General features: G+C 41.9%; 20 protein-coding genes. All 20 read right to left on the reverse strand.

The features are described from left to right. The 20 genes from MKZ11_RS21410 to fliQ all read right to left on the reverse strand — a co-directional run bounded on the left by MKZ11_RS21410 (position 1) and on the right by fliQ (position 17,923). Positions 1-795 carry a phosphatidate cytidylyltransferase gene (locus tag MKZ11_RS21410; RefSeq protein WP_340796372.1) on the reverse strand — a complete coding sequence of 265 codons (795 nt, stop codon included), beginning with the start codon at positions 793-795 and terminating at the stop codon, positions 1-3. Next, a complete protein-coding gene (locus tag MKZ11_RS21415) occupies positions 792-1,586 on the reverse strand; it encodes an isoprenyl transferase (RefSeq protein ID WP_340796373.1) in 795 nt (264 codons plus the stop codon). Before MKZ11_RS21415 ends, MKZ11_RS21410 begins: the two co-directional genes overlap by 4 nt. 249 nt (positions 1,587-1,835) lie before the next feature. Then, positions 1,836-2,393, reverse strand: a complete 558-nt coding sequence (gene frr, locus MKZ11_RS21420) for a ribosome recycling factor (RefSeq protein ID WP_340796374.1) — start codon at positions 2,391-2,393, stop codon at positions 1,836-1,838. Continuing rightward, on the reverse strand, positions 2,393-3,118 hold the full coding sequence (gene pyrH, locus MKZ11_RS21425) for a UMP kinase (RefSeq protein ID WP_340796375.1): 726 nt from the start codon (positions 3,116-3,118) through the stop codon (positions 2,393-2,395). Before pyrH ends, frr begins: the two co-directional genes overlap by 1 nt. A 261-nt stretch (positions 3,119-3,379) precedes the next feature. Then, on the reverse strand, positions 3,380-4,264 hold the full coding sequence (gene tsf, locus MKZ11_RS21430; protein WP_340797078.1) for a translation elongation factor Ts: 885 nt from the start codon (positions 4,262-4,264) through the stop codon (positions 3,380-3,382). Between the two features lie 86 nt (positions 4,265-4,350). Further along, positions 4,351-5,076: a 30S ribosomal protein S2 gene (gene rpsB / locus MKZ11_RS21435; RefSeq protein ID WP_067211184.1), complete on the reverse strand. Its 726-nt coding sequence runs from the start codon at positions 5,074-5,076 to the stop codon at positions 4,351-4,353. A 145-nt stretch (positions 5,077-5,221) separates the two neighbouring features. Continuing rightward, positions 5,222-5,743 carry a hypothetical protein gene (locus tag MKZ11_RS21440; protein WP_340796376.1) on the reverse strand — a complete coding sequence of 174 codons (522 nt, stop codon included), beginning with the start codon at positions 5,741-5,743 and terminating at the stop codon, positions 5,222-5,224. 5 nt (positions 5,744-5,748) lie between these two features. Beyond that, the gene (locus MKZ11_RS21445; protein WP_340796377.1) at positions 5,749-6,048 is read right to left on the reverse strand and encodes an RNA polymerase subunit sigma; all 300 of its coding nucleotides are present in this window, start codon (positions 6,046-6,048) and stop codon (positions 5,749-5,751) included. Then, complete coding sequence (locus tag MKZ11_RS21450) at positions 6,045-6,827, reverse strand: FliA/WhiG family RNA polymerase sigma factor (protein WP_340796378.1); 783 nt, start codon at positions 6,825-6,827, stop codon at positions 6,045-6,047. The genes MKZ11_RS21445 and MKZ11_RS21450 overlap by 4 nt, the downstream gene beginning before the upstream one ends. Positions 6,828-6,958: 131 nt before the next feature. After that, positions 6,959-7,453, reverse strand: a complete 495-nt coding sequence (locus MKZ11_RS21455; RefSeq protein WP_340796379.1) for a chemotaxis protein CheD — start codon at positions 7,451-7,453, stop codon at positions 6,959-6,961. Position 7,454: 1 nt separating this feature from the next. Then, entirely contained in the window at positions 7,455-8,087 is a 633-nt protein-coding gene (locus MKZ11_RS21460) for a chemotaxis protein CheC (RefSeq protein WP_340796380.1), read from the reverse strand. Beyond that, the gene (locus MKZ11_RS21465) at positions 8,077-8,544 is read right to left on the reverse strand and encodes a chemotaxis protein CheW (protein WP_340796381.1); all 468 of its coding nucleotides are present in this window, start codon (positions 8,542-8,544) and stop codon (positions 8,077-8,079) included. The genes MKZ11_RS21460 and MKZ11_RS21465 overlap by 11 nt, the downstream gene beginning before the upstream one ends. Before the next feature lie 16 nt (positions 8,545-8,560). Further along, entirely contained in the window at positions 8,561-10,597 is a 2,037-nt protein-coding gene (locus MKZ11_RS21470; protein ID WP_340796382.1) for a chemotaxis protein CheA, read from the reverse strand. A 13-nt stretch (positions 10,598-10,610) separates the two neighbouring features. Next, positions 10,611-11,780 (reverse strand): protein-glutamate methylesterase/protein-glutamine glutaminase, encoded by a 1,170-nt coding sequence (locus MKZ11_RS21475; RefSeq protein WP_340796383.1) that lies wholly within the window; start codon positions 11,778-11,780, stop codon positions 10,611-10,613. Next, positions 11,761-12,636 (reverse strand): MinD/ParA family protein, encoded by an 876-nt coding sequence (locus MKZ11_RS21480; RefSeq protein WP_340796384.1) that lies wholly within the window; start codon positions 12,634-12,636, stop codon positions 11,761-11,763. Before MKZ11_RS21480 ends, MKZ11_RS21475 begins: the two co-directional genes overlap by 20 nt. Beyond that, positions 12,620-13,732, reverse strand: coding sequence for a flagellar biosynthesis protein FlhF (gene flhF / locus MKZ11_RS21485; RefSeq protein WP_340796385.1), 1,113 nt, complete (start codon positions 13,730-13,732; stop codon positions 12,620-12,622). The genes MKZ11_RS21480 and flhF overlap by 17 nt, the downstream gene beginning before the upstream one ends. Then, complete coding sequence (flhA, locus tag MKZ11_RS21490; protein ID WP_340796386.1) at positions 13,732-15,762, reverse strand: flagellar biosynthesis protein FlhA; 2,031 nt, start codon at positions 15,760-15,762, stop codon at positions 13,732-13,734. The genes flhF and flhA overlap by 1 nt, the downstream gene beginning before the upstream one ends. Positions 15,763-15,788: 26 nt before the next feature. After that, positions 15,789-16,871 (reverse strand): flagellar biosynthesis protein FlhB, encoded by a 1,083-nt coding sequence (gene flhB / locus MKZ11_RS21495; RefSeq protein WP_340796387.1) that lies wholly within the window; start codon positions 16,869-16,871, stop codon positions 15,789-15,791. Between the two features lies 1 nt (position 16,872). After that, entirely contained in the window at positions 16,873-17,649 is a 777-nt protein-coding gene (fliR, locus tag MKZ11_RS21500) for a flagellar biosynthetic protein FliR (RefSeq protein WP_340796388.1), read from the reverse strand. 4 nt (positions 17,650-17,653) lie between these two features. Continuing rightward, entirely contained in the window at positions 17,654-17,923 is a 270-nt protein-coding gene (gene fliQ, locus MKZ11_RS21505; RefSeq protein WP_340796389.1) for a flagellar biosynthesis protein FliQ, read from the reverse strand. Between the last annotated feature and the right edge of the window lie 12 nt (positions 17,924-17,935).

Raw genomic sequence — 17,935 nt, forward strand, 5'->3', positions numbered from 1 at the left:
TTATCCTACGAAGTGCAGAAAATGAAGTAGCGGCAATACGAAAAGGAGACTATCAAATCTGTCCAGTATTCCTCCATGCCCTGGCAGGAGCTTTCCTGAATCCTTAACTCCATACTGCCTTTTTAGTGCCGATTCGACAAGATCGCCCAATTGCCCGATAATCGATGCAATGATCGTAACAATAATAAGTATGGTATATGTAGAAGCGATCGGGAAAATGTATTGGAATACGCAAGCAAAAACAACTGCAGACAATATTCCTCCTACAAAACCTTCGACTGTCTTATTTGGAGAGATTTCCGGCCAAAGCTTTCGCTTCCCGATTTTTCTCCCCACAAAATATGCCCCAGAATCCGTAACCCAGATTACCATCAAGGCGTAAACGACATATTCAATTCCAAACAATCTTGTTTCAATCAAATAATAAAACCCAATTCCGACATATAATACGCTCAAAACAGAAAAAGCCGCATGATCGAACGTATATCGATTTTTAACAATAACTGTATAAATCAATAAAATAAGAACGATAGCAAATGTCATTTCGATTTTTGTGTAACCAACCGTTTCGAAAACTTTGTTGCTCCAACTCGTAGGCATAAGTAAGATAGTAAGCGTAGCCCATGTCAAAATACCTTCGACTGAAAATAGTTGGATATCCTTCATTCGTAATAATTCGTATAGACCGATTGTTGCAATCGCATAAACTGCAATCGTGAAGGGCAATCCTCCTATAACGACTAGCGGAACGAAAAAGATTAGTGCAACGATTGCTGTTAGTATCCTCTGTTTCAAACGTCCCCATTCCCTTCCACACTTCCAAAACGTCTATTACGCATTTGGAATTCTTCGATTGCATTCAACATGCACAGTGCATCAAAATCCGGCCACAATACATCCGTGAATGAAAACTCGGCATATGCGAGCTGCCATAACATGAAATTGGACAGCCTGACTTCACCGCTTGTTCGAATCAGCAAATCCGGTTCCGGCAAATGAGCAGTCATTAGATGTGAACCGATGAGTGATTCGTCAATATCTTCAGCTTTAATTGAACCCGCCACTACAAGTGTTGCAATTTCTTTTACAGATTCGACAAGTTCCAGCCTGCTTCCATAATTCATGGCAAAGTTCAGTGTTAAACCATCATTGTGCTTTGTTTCCTCAATTGCTTTACTAATTGCTTTTTTTGTATGATCTGGCAACATGTCAAAGTTTCCAATCATCTCAACTTTTACGTTTTGCTCGATTAGTTCGGGGAGGTAGGTGCTAAGAAACTCTCCAGGAAGTTTCATCAAGAAATCTATTTCGAGTTTTGGCCGTTTCCAGTTTTCTGTGGAGAAAGCGTAAAGTGTTAGCACTTGTACGCCAAGGTCATTTGCAATGCGCGTTATTATACGGACCTTTTTCATCCCTTCATGATGACCTGCAATTCTTGGCAAATTACGTTGTTTCGCCCATCTGCCATTGCCATCCATAATAATCGCAACATGGGCAGGGATATGCCTGCTTTTAACGTGCGCAATCCGGTCAGAAATTGAGTCTTCTGACACCACAGATTTTTTCCCAAAAAGTTTTTCCAGCATGTCGTTTCCTCCACTCAGCTACTTTACAGAGCAAGTACATACTCTATCGTAACAAATTAGACGGTTAATTTCATTTTTTATTGCTGTTTGAATAAGAAAAGTGCAAGGCGCCCGTTCAGAGGCGCTGAAGTCTGGACGTGTACTATCACCTTTTACAAGCTTTCCACAGTCCAAGAATTTTATAGTTTCTTATGCAATGAAAAAGACGTCCTGAAATTAGGACGTCTCGGAATATAGAAAGTTCTTCTATCAGATTTCCATGATTTCATTTTCTTTATCTTTTGCGATCTCGTCGATTCTTACGATTTGCGCATCTGTCAACTTTTGAATTTCCTCACCATAACGGTGTAGTTCATCTTCAGTTATCTCGCTACTTTTTTCGAGTTTCTTGAAATCTTCATTTGCATCACGACGGATATTACGAATCGCGATTTTTGCATCTTCTGATTCTTTTTTCACAGATTTCACAAGCTCTTTCCGGCGATCTTCTGTCAACGCTGGAACAGCAAGGCGAATAACACTACCATCATTAGAAGGTGTGATTCCGATATCTGATTTCATAATTGCTTTTTCAATATCAGCTAGAATTGTTTTGTCGTAGGGTTGAATGACAAGAAGACGAGCTTCTGGTACTGAAATACCAGCCATTTGTGTTATCGGGGTAGGGGCGCCGTAATACTCGACAGTTAACCTGTCCAGCATTGCTGCATTTGCACGTCCTGCACGAATGGAGGCTAATTCTCTCGTATATCCCCCGATTGCTTTTTCCATACGTTCTTTCGCTTGATCCATTACTTCGTTAGCCATTACAAATTCCTCCTGACGACCGTCCCGATTGGCTCACCTAGGACAGCTCTCTTAATATTTCCATTTTCCATAATAGAGAATACTACGAGTGGAATATCATTGTCCATACATAGAGTTGAAGCTGTGGAATCCATTACTTCAAGCCCCTGGTTAATGACATCCAAGAACGATAGTTCTAAATATTTGACTGCATTTTTATCTTTTGCCGGGTCAGCGGAATAGACACCATCTACATTATTTTTCGCCATAAGGATGACATCCGCTTCTATTTCAGCCGCACGGAGAGCCGCTGTTGTATCTGTTGAGAAATACGGATTTCCTGTCCCTGCCGCGAAAATAACGACCCTTTTCTTTTCAAGATGCCGGATAGCTTTGCGGCGTATGTATGGTTCCGCGACTTGTCTCATTTCAATTGATGAAGATACACGGGTTTCCACGCCAAGCTTTTCAAGGGAATCCTGTAGAGCGAGGGAATTCATGACTGTAGCAAGCATGCCCATGTAATCCGCTGTCGCACGATCCATTCCCATTTCACTGCCGACTTTTCCGCGCCAAATATTTCCGCCTCCAACGACGACCGCAACCTCGACCTCAAGATCGACAACTTCTTTTACTTGTTTTGCAACCGTTTTGATGACCTCAGGCGATAAACCAAAGCCTTTTTCACCAGCAAGGGCTTCTCCACTTAATTTCAAGACGATGCGTTTATATTTTGGGATGCTCATTTGTACCCTCCATCTACTCTGTTTTCTTAAGAAAAGCGCAAGGCGCCGTCCAGTCCCGACAGGCATAAGACGGTTTGCAAGGAGGGATGCAGTTCAATCCCTCTAACAGCAAAACGGCTTTCGAGGATCAGAGCCTGTAAGCCTCCGAGGGGTTGGCGCCTGGAGCTAGACATTGTTCCATGTTGAAAATCTTATACTTCCTTAGCTCTTGAAAAATGGGGAACACACGCATGTGTTCCCCATTTGTTATTCTATACCGGCTCAGTTACCTTTAACTTGATTCATAACTTCGTCAGCGAAGTTATCTTCAGGTTTTTCGATACCTTCACCAACCGCATAGCGGATAAACTCTTTCAAAGTACCGCCAGTTGATTTCACGAAGTCACCAACTTTTTGATCGGAATTTTTAACAAATGCCTGATCAAGTACACAAATTTCTTCGAAATATTTACCGATACGGCCTTCGACCATTTTAGCTACAATGTTTTCCGGTTTGCCTTCATTAAGTGCTTGTTCTGTAAGGATTTTACGTTCGTGTTCAACTTCCTCCGCAGAAACTTCGTCACGTGAAACATATTTAGGGTTTAATGCAGCAATGTGCATCGCAACATCTTTTGCAGCATCAGAATCTGTCGATCCTTCGAGGATAACCAAGACACTGATACGTCCGCCCATGTGCAAATAAGGACCGAAAGCATCGTTATCTGTTTTTGTACGGATTTCATAACGGCGAAGACTAATTTTCTCACCAATTTTAGCAACAGCATTTGAAATGTGATCCGCTACTGACAAGCCGTTCGGAAGAATTGACTCGATTGCTTCTTCCACCGTTGCAGGTTTTGTAGCAAGTAGGTGTTCAGCCAATTCACTTACCAGTGTTTGGAAACCTTCATTTTTAGCTACGAAATCTGTTTCAGCATTCACTTCAAGGATAATTGCTTCGTTACCGTTTACATGAATAGATGTTGTACCATCAGCAGCGATACGGTCCGCTTTCTTCGCTGAGCTGGAAAGTCCTTTTTCACGAAGGTAATCAATTGCCGCCTCCATATCACCATTTACTTCAGTTAACGCTTTTTTACAATCCATCATACCTGTACCTGTTTTTTCTCGTAATTCCTTAACCATTTGCGCTGTAATTTTCATTTTTTCCATTCCTCCTATTTATGCCATCAATTCCGAAAAAAGACGATAAGGGTATAAGCCGCTTATCGTCTTTTCATTTACTGGATTTACTCTGCAGCTACCGTTTCTTCTTGAGTCGCTTCTTCGTCTTCGCCTTGTCTTGATTCAAGCAAAGCATCAGCCATTTTGCTAGTCAATAGACGTACTGCGCGAATTGCATCATCATTCGCAGGAATGATGTAGTCAATTTCGTCTGGATCACAGTTCGTGTCAACGATTCCAACTAGTGGAATGTTCAATTTGATCGCTTCAGCAACCGCGATGCGTTCTTTGCGTGGGTCAACAACGAACATAACATCCGGAATTGCTTTCATATCACGGATTCCGCCAAGGAATTTCACAAGACGTTCGTGTTGTTTCTTAAGTTGTCCAACTTCTTTTTTAGGAAGTACGTCAAATGTACCGTCTTCTTCCATTTTCTCGATTTGTTTCATACGTGCAACACGTTTTTGGATTGTGCCAAAGTTTGTAAGTGTTCCACCAAGCCAGCGTTGGTTAATATAATACATTCCAGCGCGTTCAGCTTCTTCTTTAATTGCATCTTGTGCTTGTTTTTTAGTACCGACGAATAGAACTTTACCGCCATCAGCACCAACTTGACGCATGAATGCATAAGCTTCTTCAAGTTTTTTCACCGTTTTTTGTAGATCGATGATGTAGATTCCGTTACGTTCCACGAAGATGAATTTCTTCATTTTCGGGTTCCAGCGGCGTGTTTGGTGACCGAAGTGTACTCCGGCTTCAAGCAGTTGTTTCATTGAGATAACTGACATTTTTTATTCCTCCTGTTTTGGTTTAATTCCCTCCGTGTACCTCATCCGCCAAAACGACCTCTCGGCACCATTCCTGACGTCCGTGCACGTGTGTAGTAATACCACTTGATAATATACCACAGAGTTTTTTTTATTGCAACTTGCTTTATCTGAATTTCAAAATTAACTCGATTTCTGTGCGCCCTTTGCCTAATTTCTTAGCAATTTCTTCAATCGTTTGACCCGCATCATGCAGCCTGATTGCCTGTGTCCTCGCATCCATCGCTACCGGTGCTACAGTAGTTTCTTCCGGGTTATGCCCCTGCCCTGTCGCTACCGCATTATATGATTTGATGGCGAGCTGGACTGGAATTTTAGGCATAGTAACGGCCATTACAGGTTCGTAGTCTTTTAATGTTGCACTTTCTTCAGGAGCAGGCTCATTGCCCTTTGTTACTTTTGGGCTGGAAGGCTCTTGAACGCGTATTGTTAGCTGTTCAATTAAACGCTCATTCTCGTCTTTTAACTCGGATAAGTATGCGCCAATCGAGTCATCCATTTCAGCCATCAGCTTCCGCTGCTTCTTTTCAAGATCATCAAATTTAGAAACTTTAGTGTATAGCAATGCTAGAAAATAAAAACATATTATTTGGATGATGAATAAAAATACTAGAAAAATCGTTGTCATCTCTATTAGCCTGTAAAGTCAACGAACGCACCCTTATAAGGATGTACCGTCTTCTTTTCCTCTTCGTTTTGTTGTCGTTCTCCTTCTTGCAGCTGACTTTGTTCCTGCCGCGTCCCATCTGCAGCGGTCTTAGCAGTATCTTCAGACTCCAAAACGGTTTCTTTGCCTTTCAGCGTTTGCCGGTCCATAAGGGAATTAGCATGATCCAGGTTTAATTGAGTCTGCTGGTGTTTTTGCTCTGCCACTTTTCCTGCCTCAAAAGTCTTGGGTATCGCAATTTGCAATTCTATTCCTTTTAGACTCATAATATCCCTCCATCGACTATTTCAGAAGCCAATAGTTTGCGAAGTTTAAACAGTGCCTTCGAGTGGATTTGAGAAATCCGAGAAGTGGAGAGGCCCAGAATTTCACCAATTTCCGTCAGCGTCATTTCCTCTGTATAGAAAAAATTTAGCACGAGCTGTTCATTTTTATTCAGTTCTTTAATCTTATTAGCCAAGTCGCCAATCAATTCGGTCATCATTGTCTTTTGTTCAGGCGTTCTAACACCTTCATCTTTCAGGACGAATGATTTTTGTCCTTCATCGTCATCGTCATTAATTTTCTCATCAATGGAAAGGACATTCGAAAAGTAATGTTCATGCACAGTCTGATAGACTTGGTCTACACTTATCCCCATATGATCGGCAATTTCTTCTGGTGTCGCATGGCGCTGTAACTTCTGTTCAAGTCTCATAATCTCTTCTTCTTGTTTTTTGGATTTCTCCCTTGAAGAACGCGGTAACCAATCTTCTTTTCGCAAACCGTCGATGATTGTGCCCCGAATACGGAAAGAGGCATACGTATCAAACTTCAAATCTCTGCCTGGATCGAATTTCGTCAATGCGTCGAATAGACCTTGAAGTCCAAGGCTCATTATATCGTCGCGGGAAACGTTACGCGGCAGTCCCGAGCTAATCCGTTGTACATGATAGCTGACAAGCGGTGTGTATTTACGGACAAGTATGTCTCCTGCTTCGGGATCACGATTACGTATCCACAGGTCCCAATATACTTCTTCCTCCATCAAATCCTGTTTAGACATCGAATCCCTCACTTTCCATGATGATTCCGTCATAGTTACTCATATTATAGCAAAGAAACACGAAAAAAGGCGCCTGAAATGATCAGCCGCCATGCTTAATTGTTCGGCGGCCTAATTCTTCCGCTCTATTTTCAGATTTCTTTTGTGCCTAAGTTTACTGTCCGGACATTAAGTATTGATAGCGTGGGATTGAATTCGATTGTTCGTCCACTAGAACCACCCGTATCCTCGGCAATGATTGGAATGGACAATCGGTTCAATTCATTTTTAACAGCTTCAACGTTTCGCGGGCCTATGCGAATCGTATCGCTCGAACCGAATTGAAACATTTGTGAACCGCCAGCAATTTTAGCCTTCAACGCCATTGGCCTGACACCTTCCGCCTTAAGTAATTCCATCAGCGCATAAATACCCGTATCCGCAAATTTAGCTACATTTACGCGGTCCGATTTGCCAAGATTGGAATCCGGAAGCATGATATGTACCATACCTGCAACTTTTCTCTTCTCATCATACAATACGACTCCGACACATGAGCCCAGTCCGGAGGTACGAATTGTCATCGGTTCCTTGACGATATTCATATCTGCTATTCCTACTCTGACTACCTCTTTCAACGTCATCATCTCACATCACACCTAGTGAACGGAAAATTGTAACATAAGACGAAGGATCCGGAAGCAGGAAAAAGTGACCGTCAATATTTGAAATCCCATCCTCACCTTCTTCGCGAATTTGCGTGTCAATGACAATGACTTCATCGCTATGATGGGATACTTCAATCAATCCAAAACTAACGATTGCACCAACCATATCAACACTTAGTGAAGGTACGGTTGGATAAATCTTCAAGCCTGTAAAATCAGAAAGTGCAGACAAATAAGAACCGGAAAGAATATTGCCAAGTTCTTGCATCGCGGAAATTCCAATTTCAGGTAAATCAGGAGAAGAAAAATTGAATGTCTCGTCCCCAATTAATCTTCGAATAAAGTGATTTGCAGATTCCAATGGCAGAACAAAAAACATACTGCCTGACAAATCTCCCTCAATTCGGAGGAAGATTCCAGCTACAATCGTTTCAGCACCTCCAGCAAGGTCAAACATTTCATCGAATGAAACAAGTTTGACATTGGGAACATGCATGTCGATTTTACGTTCAAGCAGTTGCGACAATGAAGTTGCCGCATGCGCAGCTCCAATATTACCGACTTCTTTCAATACATCAAGATGCATATCGGTAATCGGGTTTTCAGAATTCATCTGTCGTCACCCGCTTCACGGGCTCAAGAACTTTATCAAGATTGAGCATGACGAGAAGGTGTTTTTCAACTTTAGCAACACCGGAAATGAAGTCCGATTCGATGGAACCCACAACTTCCGGTTGCGGTTCAATAGAATCCACTGGAATGTCAAGGACGTCATTCGCAGAGTCGACAATGAGCCCAACATCATATTCGTCCAATGTCACGATAATTATTCTTGTACTATCGTCCATCTCTTTTGGAGTGAGCCCGAACCGCTCACGTAAGTCGACAATCGGTGTAACGATCCCCCTTAGGTTAATGACCCCCTTAACGTAAGCCGGTGTCTTGGGAACTCGGGTAATCGAAAGCACTTTCTCGATTGACTGAACGATATCTACACTGATTGCATATTCCATATCCAACAATTGAAAAATGATTGCTTTCATTTCTTTTTGATCGAGTTTGTCAGTCATATTCTTTCACTCCCGCTTATTTAATCAACGCATTGCAATCAACAATGAGTGCAACTTGTCCATTTCCAAGAATCGTTGCACCGGATATCGCGAACACGTTTTGCAAATAATTACCAAGCGATTTCAACACGATTTCCTGTTGCCCGATGAATGAATCGACAACCAGTCCTGCTAACTTTTCACCTTTACGTACAATAACCACCGACTGATAGCCGTTCGACTCGCTATTTCGTTCTGGTATTTCGAAAATTTCCGCCAAATTTAAGAGTGGGATGATATTGCCGCGGAAATCGATTACTTGCTGATTGTGTGCATTCATAATCTCTGATGTCTGAATGATGGCTGTCTCAATGATTGATGACAACGGAATTGCAAACACTTCTTTTTCTAATTCCACTAGCATTACGGAAATGATAGACAATGTTAATGGAAGCTGTACTTGAAATAATGAGCCTTGACCTTCTTTCGATTCAATTGACATAAATCCGCCAAGCGATTCAATCGTAGTTTTGACGACATCCAGCCCTACACCCCGTCCAGATACATCTGAAATTTTTTCGGCCGTTGAGAAACCTGATGCTAGAATGAGTTCAGCTACTTGACGATCTGTTAATGTTTCGGCCATTTCTACTGAAACGATACCACTTTTAATTGCTTTAGCAAGAACACGTTCACGATTAACGCCCGCTCCATCGTCTTCAAGCTCGATAAATACGTGATTGCCGGAATGGTATGCACGTAGTGTCACTGTCCCCTCTTCTGGCTTACCTTTTGCAAGCCGTTCAGCTGGACTTTCAATCCCGTGATCAAGTGCATTACGTATTAAGTGAACAAGCGGATCTCCGATTTCATCGATAACAGTCCGATCCAGTTCAGTTTCAGCTCCAATAATTTCAAGCTCGACTTTTTTGTTAAGATCACGCGCCAACTGTCTTACCATTTTAGGGAAGCGATTGAATACAGTCTCTACCGGGATCATGCGCATGTTCAGGATAATCGTTTGTAAATCACCAGATACGCGCGTAATCCGTTCGACCGTTTCATTCAATTCTGCGTTATGAATTTCACTTGCAATCGATTGAAGCCTGCCCCGATCAATGATTAGTTCTTCAAACAGATTCATAAGGATATCAAGTCTATCAATATTCACACGAATTGTTTTGTTGCCGGACTGTACGCCTGAGTTGCGCTTTTCTTTTTGTACATTCGCACCTTTGTTGACGTCTATATCGATACTAATCGGCGTTATCATTTCTGTCTCTTTAGTGGTTTCTTCATCATTTTCACGCATCAGATAATCATTTGTAACAGGACTGACTGTCACATTTTCAATTTCGGACACTTTCATTACTTTCGCTTTCAATGCATCCGCATCTTCTTTTGTAATAAGTGCTACTGTAAACGTTTCTTTGAAGTCTTCATTTTCAAGTTGCTCCACTTTCGGTTCAGACTTGACGATTTCACCGGATTTTTCCAGTATTTCAAATACCATATATACTCTTGCTGCCTTCAACAAACAATCTTCACGCAATTGAACGGTAATTTCAAATACGTTAAATTCTTGTTCAAACGATTGACTAATGACAGTCATTTCGTAACCATCGTAATTGAGAGGACCTTGTTGACTGACTTTATCGTCTAGTACAACCGTTGCAGCAGTTTCAGCTGCAGCACCGCCTACCTCAATTCTATTCAATGATTCTACAAGATTACTGACATCTTTTTTACCTGTTCCGCCTGAAGCGATATCCATGACCATCTCTTCAAGATAGTCGACAGCTTGAAAAACAACGTCCAAAATTTCAGTTGTGACACGAATCTTCGAATTACGGATTGCATCCAATACATTTTCCATCATATGTGTAAGATCGGCGATGTCTTCATATCCCATTGTGGCAGACATCCCTTTCAACGTATGGGCGGATCGGAACACTTCATTTACAATGGCAAGATCTTGCGGGTTTTTCTCAAGTTCCAATAGATGCTCGTTGCACGCTTGCAGATGCTCCTTACTCTCATCAATAAACATTTCCAAATATTGATCTGTATCCATCGTGACGCCTCCTTTAAGACTTTATGATGCCAATTATCGTTTCTGATATGTCGTGTAAATCTACAACTTTATCAGCAAAACCAGCTTCTTTTATTGCTTTTGGCATACCATACACGACTGATGTCTTTGCAGATTCAGCAAGGGTGATTGTTTTGCCGTTTTTCCGTAATACTTCCATACCTTTTTTTCCGTCATACCCCATGCCTGTCATAATAACGGTCAAAAAGTTCAACTCGTTGTTCTCGGCAGCTGACTCGAGAAGAACATCAACAGATGGCCGATGTCCCATACGCGGGGGATCCACCGAATCCAGTCGGACGCAGTAAGTCAAACCTTTTTTTATCATTTTAAGATGTTTTCCACCCGGCGCAATATAGGCTGTGCCGTTTTCAAGCAACTCGCCATCTTCCGCTTCTTTTACATGAATAGCACAAAGACCGTCCAGTCTATCTGCAAGGGATTTTGTAAAGCCTGGAGGCATATGTTGAACAACGAGAATTGGAACACCGAATGAAGCAGGTATACCCGTCAGCACTTCTTGCAGTGCCCTAGGTCCCCCTGTCGATGTGCCTATTATAACAAATGTTTTACCTGTTTTGGAAATCTTATTTTTAGAAATGTTCATTAGCTGACTTTGATTAGCAGAAAAGGCGACTGTTTCAGTTACGCTCGCAACCGGATTAACGGTGGATCGTGAACTATTCGGCCGCGGCAATCGTCGACTCGTCATCTTTCTTGTTAGCGTAGACATCTCTACATCCGAAGCGGCAATGACTTTCCCTAAAATCTCTTCCTTCACTTCGTGAAGATTCAAGGATATTGCCCCGCCTGGTTTCGCAACGAAGTCAACTGCCCCATATTCCATAGCGAGCATCGTATTTTCTGCCCCTATTTCCGTCGTGCTTGACAACATTACGATTGGCACTGGGTAGTTCGACATAATTTCTTTTAGTGCTTCGAGTCCATTCATAATTGGCATTTCAATATCCATAGTCACTACATCCGGCTTTAAAGATTTCACTTTTTCGACTGCCTCTTTGCCATTGCGGGCGGTCCCAATCACTTCAATGCCGGGATGCCCCGAGAGAAAATCAGATATGAGCTTTCGCATAAACGCCGAATCATCCACAACAAGCGCTTTCTTAAGATTGCCTGTATTCAAATCATCCACGTCCTTTCGCAAATATGCTTCTCATTTTACCGAGGAATCCTTCGCCTTGTTTAAACTCCTCTTCCGAACTCGGACTGACAAAAGTCTCAGCAATTGCCATCATCCTTTTAGATATAGGTGCTTTTGGAAACAGGAGCAAAAATGGCTCCTGTGCAAGCACAGCTTTGTGAACTGCTGGGTCTTCAGGCAGGAAGCCAAGAATCTTAGTCTCTTTCCCAAGGAACTTCCGCATGGCATATTGAAGTCTCGTTACAGTATCATTGCCGTCATCCCCTTTTGAAACACGGTTACTGACAATGCTGAATGCCTTATCGGGATCTTGCAGACAAATGAATTTCATCATTGAGTAAGCATCTGTAATTGATGTTGGTTCAGTCGTTGAGATAACAATGATTTCATCAACAGCAACAAGCAATTCAATCGAACGTTGCGTAGCGCCCGCTCCCATATCAAACAAGATGAAATCATATCTTTGCTGTAGATGTTCAAAAGCTTGAATCAACCTATCGAACATATCTTTTGACCATTCCATGACCATATCGAGCCCAGAACCCCCAGAAATGAATGACAAACCTCCAGGCGCATCATTTACCACATCGTCTATTTCTACTTTGTTAAGTAAATAATCTCTTAAACTATTTTGAGGAGTCAACCCTAAAAGAATATGAATATTGCCCATTCCAATGTCCATATCAATAATGATTACTTTCTTGTCTTTAGCCAAAAGGGCATGAGCAAAATTCGTTGAGAAATTCGATTTCCCAACACCGCCCTTACCACTGACAATGGCAATAGATCTTGCTAGTTTTCCTTGGGACTTCAGCATCTTGAGCCTGAGTGTTTCTGCCTGATCACGCATCATAGGCATCCTTTACTAATAACTCTATAAGTTTCAAGCTGTCCGCTTCGGTAATATCTTCAGGTACTTCCTGACCATCAGTGTAATATGCAGTTCCAATGCCATAGTCCTTCATCAAATTGAACATCGGACCGATCGATCCTGTTTCATCCATTTTTGTGAAAATGAATTTTTCGACCGGAAATGAATTGAACTGTTCAATAATTGTGCGCATATCCTCTTCTTTAGACGTCATAGATAGTACAAGAAATGATTCCATATCGAGTGAAAAATCGATTAGACGTGTCAAATCCTCTACAAATTTAGCCTCTTTGTAATTTCGGCCTGCCGTATCAATAAAAATCAAATCACGATCAGCCAGGTTTTCGATTGCTTTTTCAAAATCCTTACTGTTGTACGCAATCTCTACCGGGGCTTGTAACAAGTTCGCGTAGGTGCGGAGCTGCTCTATTGCTGCAATTCGATATGTGTCAGTCGTAATAAAACCAATCTTTTGTTTTTTTTCAAGAAGAGCCCGGGCTGCAATTTTGGCAATTGTTGTGGTCTTGCCAACCCCCGTTGGTCCAAGCACGTTAATGAATTTTTTATTGAAAGAGATGCCCCCAAAAGGCAAATCATCCATTTCCCGTTCTAAGATTTGTTCGACAATGATACGCTGCTCTTCATTGGAAAGATCTTTTTTCTCTGCTTTCATCCTCTTGTAAAGACCCTCACCTAATTGAGTGATGAATTTTGCGGATAATCCCTGTTTTTCGAGATGTGAGAGTAATGGTTTAACTTCATCCGGAAAACGGGAATGTGCAGCTGCTTGCTGCATGTCCTTCAACATTTTTTTCATTTCAATCATTTCTTTTTTAAATTCAATAGATGTGCTGTCTTCTTTTTCAATACTTGGTGACAAAGAAGAAAGAACTGTGTCGTCTATTTTTGCAACCGGTTCATCGAAACCCGCAACAACTTCTACGGATTTCTTTTTAAATAAACCAAGGAATCCTTTTGATTTAACAACATTCGAGCTCAGGATAATCGCATCATCACCAAAATCCATGCGAACTTTTTTCATGGCGTCTACCATTGTCTCCGCCGTATACTTTTTCATCTTCATCAGATATCCACCACCCCGACACTTTGGACTTCAATGGAAGCTTCGAGTTCATTGTATGACAATACAGGAATTTGAGGGAAGTATCGTTCTGTTATTTGTCTCAAATACATGCGGATTGCCGGCGTACAAAGAATGACCGGCGATTGATCCATCAATGCCACGCGTTCTACTTCCCCTGCAATCGACTCGAGGATTTCTTGAGAATGCTGCGGGTCGAGAGATAGATAATTTCCTTGTTCCGTTTGTTGAATACTATCTGCAATCATTTTTTCGATTTTACCGGATACAGTCAGTACTTTAAGCGATTGGCCGGCTGATGCGTACTGATTTGTTATTTGTCTTGCAAGGGCCTGTCTAACATATTCGGTTAAGACATCGACATCTGATGTGTATTTCGAATAATCCGCAAGAGTTTCAAAGATGATTGGCAAGTTCCTTACTGAGACATGCTCGTTCAGTAGCTTTGCAAGTACTTTTTGAATTTCACCAATTGATAACGGCGTAGGTGTAAGCTCATCGACAAGAATCGGGAAAGTTTCACGCACATGATCGACAAGTTGTTTCGTTTCCTGACGGCCAATCAAATCCGCAGCATTCGCACGAATCACTTCTGTCAGATGTGTTGACACAACACTCGGTGGGTCAACAACCGTATAACCAAGAATCTCTGCATCTTCTTTCACATCTTCCGTTATCCATTTGGCTGGAAGACCAAATGATGGTTCGATTGTATCAATGCCTTCAATCGAATCATCCCCGCCTGGACTCATCGCTAGATAGTGGTCAAGAAGTAATTCACCTCTTGCTAATTCACTTCCCTTAATCTTGATTCTGTACTCATTCGGCTGTAACTGAATGTTGTCCCTTATACGGACGACTGGAATAACAAGACCCAGCTCAATTGCCAGCTGCCTTCGAATCATAACAACACGATCAAGTAAATCGCCACCCTGAGTAGCGTCGACGAGAGGGATAAGTCCATAACCGAATTCGAACTCGATTGGATCCACATTAAGCAGATTGACAACATTTTCAGGACTCTTCAGACCCTCCGTTTCAAGATCCTCTTCCATCTCCAGTAATTCCTCAGGATCTTCTGCAACTTTATGGGACATTATATATGCCCCGACTGCAAGCGCAAGCGCAATCGGAATTGTAAATATATCGTTAATAGGTGTAGCAAGACCGAGCAGCAAAACGGTTGCAGCAGCAACGTAAAGTAGTTTCGGCTGTCCAAGTAGCTGGGTTGTAATATCAGAACCGAGATTACCTTTAGAGGCAGCGCGTGTTACGACAATACCTGTTGCAGTCGAGATGAGAAGTGCTGGAATTTGAGAAACAATACCATCGCCGACTGTCAATTGTGAAAAGAGAACAGCTGCTTCCGCGAAAGGAAGACCCATTTGAGCAACCCCGATAATCATCCCGACGAGCAGGTTGATTATAACGATAATGATACCGGCAATTGCATCTCCTTTAACGAATTTTGTTGCCCCGTCCATTGCTCCGTAAAAGTCTGCTTCATTACTAACTTTTTCACGTCTCGTTCGCGCTTCAGTTTCAGAAATCATACCGGCATTCAAGTCCGCATCGATACTCATCTGTTTCCCCGGCATCGCATCTAGCGTGAAACGAGCTGCCACTTCAGATACCCGTTCCGCACCTTTTGTAATGACGATAAACTGAATAATGACAAGGATGACGAAAATAACGAGACCGACAACGATATTACCTCCTGTAACGAATGTCCCAAACGTTTCTACAACACCGCCCGCATCTCCGTTTGATAAAATCGCCCGCGTAGTTGAAACGTTGAGGCCAAGACGGAAAAGCGTAAGAAGGAGTAATAAGGTAGGGAAAATTGAAAATTGTAACGCTTCCTGCATGTTCATGGCTGTTAAAAGAACTAAAAGTCCAAGGGTAATATTTATAATAATCAAGAAACTTAAAAGCCATGGTGGAAGCGGGATGACAAGCATCGCAACGATCATTATTACCGCAGCGAGTACCCCTATATCTCTAAATTTCATGTCATCCCTACTTTCTTCTGATAAAGTCAGATTTTGCGTTGAATTCTGTACACATATGCAAGTATTTCGGCTATCGCCTTGAAGAACTCTTCTGGAATCCTTCCCCCTATTTCAACATCATCATAGAGTGATCTGGCAAGAGGCCGATTTTCTACCATGACGATATCATGTTCGGCGGCAATCAATTTAATCTTTTGAGCGACGAAATCGACACCTTTTGCCACAACAATCGGTGCATCCATATCCCCATCCTTATACTTTAGTGCAATCGCATAATGAGTCGGGTTCGTGATGACAACATCTGCGTTGGGCACTTCCTGCATCATGCGTCTCATTGCCATTTCACGTTGACGCTGCTTAATCCGGGATTTTATAATAGGATCCCCTTCAGAGTTTTTATATTCATCCTTGATATCTTGTTTAGACATCCGGAGATTTTTTTCATAGTCAAATTTTTGGTACATGAAATCTAGGATGGATATAAATAACAAAACAAATGCTGCTGTTATTCCCATCAATGCCGCAAGTTGCCCGACAGTCGTTAATACATCCCAGGGGCTTTTAAATGCGAGCCCTAGTACTTTATCAATATTTGATAGTACAATTAACGTCGTAGTTGTACCGATAAATGATATTTTCAGTAAGGACTTCATTAATTCAACAATGGCACGAATTGAAAAAATCCGTTTAAGACCTTTAATTGGATCTAATTTCTTTAAATCCATTTTCAACGGTTCCGCAGTAAAAAGTAAACCAAATTGGAATAGGTTTCCGGCTATACCTGCAACAACAGCAATAAGCATCACAGGCAATAATATAAATGCCATTTGAATCAATACGTCTCCGTAAATCAGCATTGCCTGGTCCTCATCTAACTTTGACAGCGTGATGTATTCAGTAAATGACTGATGGAAGAACACAAAAAAGCGGTCCCTCATAAATCCTGCGCCAAAAAACAGGAAAAGGAACACGGAAAGCAGCAGAATTGCGCTCGTAACGTCCTGGCTTTTTAGAACCTGGCCTTTCTTCCGGGAATCTTGACGTTTTTTTGGAGTGGCTTTTTCGGTCTTTTCTCCTGCAAAGAATTGCAGATCAAGCCGCAACATCATACTAGCCACCTCCAAGAATTATCATCAAGTCCCTCATACTAATTATCATCACTTCAAATAATTTCTTCATCATTTGAATCATGACACCCATCATAATAAACAGAACGATGAAACTTACACCGATTTTAATTGGGAATCCCACAACGAATATATTTAATTGCGGCACTGCTCTTGCAGTGATTCCAAGCGCCAAATCTACAAGGAATAAGGTCGCAACGATCGGAATTGACATTTGGAAGGCGATTGCAAATGAGGTTGCAAAGGTCCGAATCACGAAATCGACCAGTCGCTCTTGACCAAAAGCCGGCCATAATTGGTCCGCTGGAATGAATTGATAGCTATAAAAGATACCATCCAACAACATATGATGCCCGTTTAACGCCAGCAATAAGAGAATTGCTAATGAGTTAAAGAATTGACCTAGAAGCGGGGATTGTGCTCCTGTTTGCGGATCAATAACGTTCGCAATAGCAAACCCCATTTGGAAATCAATAAAACCACCGGCAATTTGAATTGCAGCCATAACAATGAACGCGAGAATTCCAATGAATAATCCTGTCATTGCCTCTTTCACGACTAATAAAAAGTACGCACCATCAATCTCTAGTATGGGCATGTCGACTGTATAGACCATCGCCCATGCAAGCAATGCACCAAAAATAATACGTTGAGTAGTCGGTATTGCACGATAAGAAAATAATGGAAGTGTTACAAAAAAAGCAGTAACTCGGGTCAGAATTAGTAAATAAGCGGCTAATGAAGGGACTAGTTCTTCCATTTAATCACCCGACATACCGTCCAAGATTCTCAAAGATATCAGCTGCAAACGTTGTAACTCTTGCCAGCATCCAAGGTCCGAAAAAGACAATCCCTACTAGAACTGCAACAATTTTAGGCACGAATGCCAGTGTCTGTTCCTGAATCTGTGTAGTTGCCTGAAAAACACTGACGGCAAGCCCTGTCACAAGTGCAAGGATAAGGAGGGGGCCTGAAGCCAAAAGAATGACCCAAATCGCACGCTCAGCTATCGCTATGACAAATTCATCCGTCATTCAAAACCCCTC

The organism is Sporosarcina sp. FSL K6-1508 (assembly GCF_038007465.1).
In the GTDB taxonomy this organism is placed as follows: Bacteria; Bacillota; Bacilli; order Bacillales_A; family Planococcaceae; genus Sporosarcina; species Sporosarcina psychrophila_B.